General features: G+C 35.3%; 4 protein-coding genes and 3 pseudogenes. 3 read left to right on the forward strand and 4 right to left on the reverse strand.

The window, feature by feature from the left end:
- The coding region (locus RH85_RS06415; protein WP_006711395.1) for an IS1 family transposase at window positions 1-287 on the forward strand (287 nt) is incomplete at its 5' end.
- Window positions 288-348: 61 nt separating this feature from the next.
- Here the strand turns inward: RH85_RS06415 and RH85_RS06420 are convergent.
- The gene (locus RH85_RS06420; RefSeq protein WP_006711396.1) at window positions 349-1521 is read right to left on the reverse strand and encodes a YopT-type cysteine protease domain-containing protein; all 1173 of its coding nucleotides are present in this window, start codon (window positions 1519-1521) and stop codon (window positions 349-351) included.
- A gap of 547 nt (window positions 1522-2068) precedes the next feature.
- Complete coding sequence (locus RH85_RS06425) at window positions 2069-2908, reverse strand: hypothetical protein (RefSeq protein ID WP_006711397.1); 840 nt, start codon at window positions 2906-2908, stop codon at window positions 2069-2071.
- Window positions 2909-3366: 458 nt separating this feature from the next.
- Between RH85_RS06425 and RH85_RS06430 the strand changes: the two are divergent.
- Window positions 3367-3726 (forward strand): annotated as a pseudogene (locus RH85_RS06430) (transposase); the annotation flags it as partial.
- A 160-nt stretch (window positions 3727-3886) separates the two neighbouring features.
- Here RH85_RS06430 and RH85_RS06435 read toward each other — a convergent pair.
- Window positions 3887-4621, reverse strand: coding sequence for a putative adhesin (locus RH85_RS06435; protein WP_006711399.1), 735 nt, complete (start codon window positions 4619-4621; stop codon window positions 3887-3889).
- A gap of 198 nt (window positions 4622-4819) precedes the next feature.
- Here RH85_RS06435 and RH85_RS06440 point away from each other — a divergent pair.
- Window positions 4820-5296, forward strand: a pseudogene (locus tag RH85_RS06440) (IS5 family transposase); the annotation flags it as partial.
- Here the strand turns inward: RH85_RS06440 and RH85_RS22235 are convergent.
- Window positions 5280-5465, reverse strand: a pseudogene (locus tag RH85_RS22235) (IS1 family transposase); the annotation flags it as partial. The pseudogenes RH85_RS06440 and RH85_RS22235 sit on opposite strands and share 17 nt — an antisense overlap.
- Between the last annotated feature and the right edge of the window lie 116 nt (window positions 5466-5581).

The raw sequence follows: 5581 nt of genomic DNA on the forward strand, positions 1-5581 counted from the left end.
ATGCATTTGGCAAGCGTAATACGGATGCACTACGTTCGTTACTCGCTTTGCTCAAGCCGTTCAACATCAGCTTCTTTTTTACCGATGACTTCAGCGTTTACGCAAAAGAACTACCAAGGGAAAAGCATGTTGTCGGTAAAAGGTTCACTCAGCGAATTGAGCGAACTAATCTAACCTTACGCTCCAGATTAAAACGTTTAGTACGCAGAACTATCGGTTTTTCCAAATCCGAGAAAATGCACGACAAGGCGATCGGAACATTCATTGAGCGTGAGTTTTATCTTTGAATCAACTGATTGGAGTCATAACCTTAATCTCTGTTACGCGACAAAATAAGAAATAGCCTAATCAAGACCAATAAGAATATGTTTTTTTTGTTTCATATTCATAATAAATAGTGCTTATGAATATGTTTATAAATATCTCCATATCTCTCTTCGAATTAAATGACATAAAACCATAGTTAGGATCAAAAAAAACGAAATTTTCATTACCATCAATAACTTCACTATATGCAACTAAAGCATGAGCTTGTTTTGATTTTTTCTCTATAATAAAAACATTAAAATCAGCGTCAACCTTAATTTCCGAATCGAAAAACTCATTAAAAACATAGCCAAGTTCAGTTAATATACTTGGACCAAACTTGAGTGAACTTTTCACGCCTTGCTTGGCAATATAATCAGAATGGCACGGGTTTAAAATTTGAGATAATTGTAAATCAGTTATTTCATTTCTTACTGAGATAGATTTTGAGTTTAATTTAAAAATGTAGCTATTTACATCACCATTTTGCTTTAAATGGCTAGCTAAACCCATTACCAACCCAAAACACAACCCCCGACTTTGACCAATATTAATCAATGATAATTCTTTTTGATTCCAACATGTTGATTTCAAATCATCACCAACAATCTTGTTAAGTAAAGTATTATCCTTTAGCAAATTATTGCACACTAACCTATAAATATCTGATGTTAACAAAAGGCTATTACATTCTTTAAATAAATGTTTTTTTTCTTCTTTCGTTAGATTTTTAAACGCTGGCAAGTCTTGTTCTTTTCTTAAAATATCATATTCTTTTTTTACTATTTCTTTTTTTGATTTTTTTAATGCTAAATAAACTTTATCCTTGCATTCTTCGGTTTTTTTTGCCCTCATCAATGATGAGAACAAATCACCAAGACTTAAAATATCACCATTAATACCAAGTTTGGATGTCAATGATAATGATAATCCATCCCCATTAAATTTATTTATATTGTTTTTCGCTGGCTTTAACTTTATTCCGTTTTTTCTTTGATGATTAATGCTGTTATTTTCCAGCAATTCAATGCGCTCTTTTATTTCTATTAAAATGTTTTTTTTGTTTTCATTCCTTGTTGTTTTTAACGTTTTATTTAATCTATTTATGTTTATGTTTTTTATAGCAACCACATTCATTGTACTAAGTTTTTTACACTCATCAAATGAAAAGTTTTGTGGTATAAGGTTTTTTATTTTATAACTAATATTTACCATAAGCTATTACCAAAAATACATTTAACTTATATTCATTACTCAGATTACAATCAAGATACAACCATTATATTAATCAATTATAATTAATTTTCTAAAATAATAAATAGAATCAAATCAATGAAAGTTGCCACTTTTAAATCAATATTATTATATGTTAAATGGTGAGATAATTACATAATAGCCTTGCGTAATGGCAATTATCTAACTATAACTATTATCTAATAAATATTGCCAAAGCTAGCAAAATAATAAAAATTTACTAGCTTTCTGCCAAACCTCATGACGTGAACACTATAAACACAAAATTAAATCCCTATCCTTTAAGCTCATCAGCAACTTTAGCTATTGGTGTAGTTTTCATATCAAAACTAATCCCAGTGTTAGGATCATTTTTATATTTTTCTAAGCCTTCTATCCCATAAAATGTGCCGTATTGGTTAGCAATAAACTGAAATAGGCCTCATCTACTTCGAAAATTAATTACAAAACAAAGCCCTATCATGCGACAAACCAGTTAGAGTTGCGATTAAATTGGATTTAATCGTCATTAAAGCCAAGTGTCCATTATTGAATTTTGGTCTGCAACCCATTGCTGTATACTTGATTGAGACAATCGTTGACCATCTGAACTTCTAAGATCGAATTTATTGGAGAAATCCAATAAATAGATATTTAGCTGATTTTCTATCTCTGATGTTAATAGGGGTAACAATTCTGAGGTTATGTATTTGCGATCTATAGCACTATCTATCTGAGCGGCTAATCCACTTTTTGCAGCACCTCTGTTACCAAGTTGTATCCAATCAATAAATTTACTAATAGTTTCTTGTGCCATATTTAGTGGAACATTGTGTTCCACTAATCTAATACCATAAGATGCAAAATGTTGAATCACCTCTTCTGGAAGAGGTGATTTTAGGGGAGAATCAGGACCATGGACAATTTTGTTTAAAGCAGTCGATACAATTTCATTAGCTGAAGGCTGTACTTGAGTTTTAACATACAAAACTGAATCTAGTGCATAACGGTTTTTTAGCATTTCATTAATACTAAGCTTATCCTGTAACATAGGAGCGTTCATCATCCCTTTCTCTCCTAAAAACAGCCTAGTATTTTTATCCTCTAAGATCGGCATGCTTATCAGTCCTTTTACTCCTAAAGACAGCCTATTAATTCGATCTTCTAGATTGGCATATCTTTTATAATTGTCGCTATTAAAACCAGTTCTATCTAATTCAATCAGTTTTAACTTTGCATCTGTGATTTTTACAGAGATTATTTTTTCTGCTAACGGTATATCACCAATTTTAAAGGCTGATATAGATGATGCCTTTAGTAAATTACTATTATTTGCACGATATTGATGATAAATATGATTAAGTTTCATAACGAACAATCCTTTAATTTTAATTTTAATTTTAATTTTAATTAAAGGATGATTAAAATAAAGCAAAATAATGTGATTTACGCGACAAGACCACCAAAACTCTGAAACTAGCATAGAAAGTGGGAGTCGCTGCGGCAGCTCTCCTTACATGAATCTCAGAACTGTGTTTGGCGAAAAACTGTAAAGAAAGACACTACAACCGATCAACGAGAGCAAGAGTTATGTACTGGTCTAATGTAGTCGGACACTTAATTTAGGGACAATATTTGTCATATATATTAAGTGAAACATGACAGAGAAAAGAGCTTACAAACGCTACCCCAAGGAATTAAAAGAAGAAGCGGTAGCGTTAGTCCGAGAGCAAGGTTATAGCGTAGCTAGAAGGTACGGGTCTATCCGATGACGAACTCAAGCGATTACTTAGATAAGTCATGACCCAACCGTGCCCCTCTGACCTTTGGATTGATGAGGAAGCGATAGCCGAGTGGAAGCAAAGCAAACAAGGCAAGCGTGCTAGACCTCGCCGATTCAGCGACTTAGCCATTACTACCGCTCTGATGCTGAAACACGTTTTCTCTATGCCATTGAGAGCGCTGCAAGGTTTTCTAGACTCCGTATTTAAACTGACTAACATCCCACTGGTTTGCCCACACTACACCTGTATAAGTCGTCGTTCTAAGGATGTTGAGGTTTCATTTAAAACTAAAACCAGAGGTGTGATACTACACCTAGCCATTGATGCCACGAGTCTCAATGTTTATGGTGAGGGTGAATGGAAAGTCAAAAAGCATGGCACTGACGGGAAGCGTCGAGTCTGGCTGGAGCAGATCACACTTAACGCGGTGTCCAAAACTGATGGTGCGGGTCAGAATGTCAAAGTCATAAACAAACTTATAGGACTTGGTATGCCCGTCAGAGGCTAGTTATACAAGGCGTCGTTGATCTCCAACCTGATTTGATCAACAACGCCACAATTTATTATAAATTTGGTACCGCTTTTTCAGTACGCTCAACTCTACAAGCACCAAAATGAACAACTTCATAGGAATGCCCTGATGCTCTTATCGCTTTAAAAACATCTGAAAGATGACATTTATGCTTTTTATCCGTTATAAACGCAATATCTACATCTTCACTCATGCGGGAGCGTTGATGTCCTTTCAGCATAGATTCAGTATTCTCATGATGGTACAAAGCATAGTTTTTTACTTTTTCGCCTGCTACGACACCATCTTTCTTATATACAGCAAATTGTTCCATTTCTGTTCTAATAGCCGCCATTGATGTATTTCGGCTACTAGCTAATAGTTCTAAGTCCGAATCGCTAATCCCTAGCTGACAACTCAGCCCTTGAAGAGCTTCCTCTGGTCTTTTGCTTACTTCAGTAATAACACTTGCACCTTTGGTGAAATTTTTATCTTCTGTATAAAAATCAACTCTTAACCCCTGAGGAACATTAGTCCATCCATCTCCAACCTGTCGACGAAATAGTGTTGCTGAGCTTTCAAACTCTTTCCAGCCACCATGACTCATAATTACTAATTGTCTTGCTGTACCGCTTCGACTAATTGTAACACCTCCAAGCTCAAATACACTAGGTAAATTATTAATACGATTAATTTGTTTGGCAAGTTCGGACGTTTTTACATCTTTTTTATCCAAACCATAAGAACCCACTACATTATTAATGCTTGATACGTTGCCTAGTGGCATAACACCCTCTTTCATGGAAAATATGTTTTATATAAAGAATAGATACTGCATATAAAGAAAAAAAAACAGTAAAATATAATAAAACTTTAGATTGTGATGCTTGGCTTTGTTGAGTAAATCGGCTTTGTTTCCTAAATCAGGGAACTAAATCACCAACCTACGATCTGAGCAGCTAAGTTCACTCAAATACTTAGACTAATGGCCAAGCCTCGCTATAAAACAACTAACTGGAAGCAGTATAACCAAGCTTTAATCAATCGTGGTTCGCTGACATTTTGGATTGATGAAGATGCAATCCAACACTGGAAACAGCTCAAGCAAGGTAACCGTGGAAGACCTCGTTTGTTTAGTGACTTAGCCATTACGACTGCTCTTATGGTCAAACGAGTATTTTCAATGCCGTTGAGGGGGCTGCAAGGATTCATTAACTCTATTTTCAAGCTCGCTCAACTGCCGTTGTTATGCCCTCATTATTCATGCATTAGTAAGTGAGCAAAAACGGTTAACGTTGTATTCAAAACAAAGACGAGAGGAACAATCCAGCACCTAGCCATTGATGCTACAGGGCTAAAGGTCTACGGTGAAGGCGAGTGGAAAGTCAAAAAGCATGGCACTGACGGGAAGCGTCGAGTCTGGCGCAAGCTACATTTAGCGGTCAATTTATGGTCATATCAATAATTTGTTCTTTGAGACTGGGCTTATATGCCTCATATGCATAATCAAGCGGAAAAGAACGCTTGCATTCTATACAACGAAATCGCTGAAAACCCGTTACACCTTTACCGTGCTTACGAACATGTTCAGTTTGATTGCAAAATCGACATTGAACTTGAATAGTAGCCATAACTTCTTATTTGAGGGTTAAAGGGCAACCATTTTAACACGAGTTCTCCATGTTGGAGTCACGACCCGATTCTGAGCCTAGGCTGACTTTTTTGCAACAAAGCCCTTTATTATTTT

This window comes from Vibrio ichthyoenteri ATCC 700023 (assembly GCF_000222605.1).
In the GTDB taxonomy this organism is placed as follows: domain Bacteria; phylum Pseudomonadota; class Gammaproteobacteria; order Enterobacterales; family Vibrionaceae; genus Vibrio; species Vibrio ichthyoenteri.

What these genes read in the sequence shown, in the direction of transcription:
- RH85_RS06420 (WP_006711396.1), bottom strand. Translation starts at nt 1,521, where the DNA reads ATGGTAAATATTAGTTATAAAATAAAAAACCTTATACCACAAAACTTT.
- RH85_RS06425 (WP_006711397.1), bottom strand. Translation starts at nt 2,908, where the DNA reads ATGAAACTTAATCATATTTATCATCAATATCGTGCAAATAATAGTAAT.
- RH85_RS06435 (WP_006711399.1), bottom strand. Translation starts at nt 4,621, where the DNA reads ATGCCACTAGGCAACGTATCAAGCATTAATAATGTAGTGGGTTCTTAT.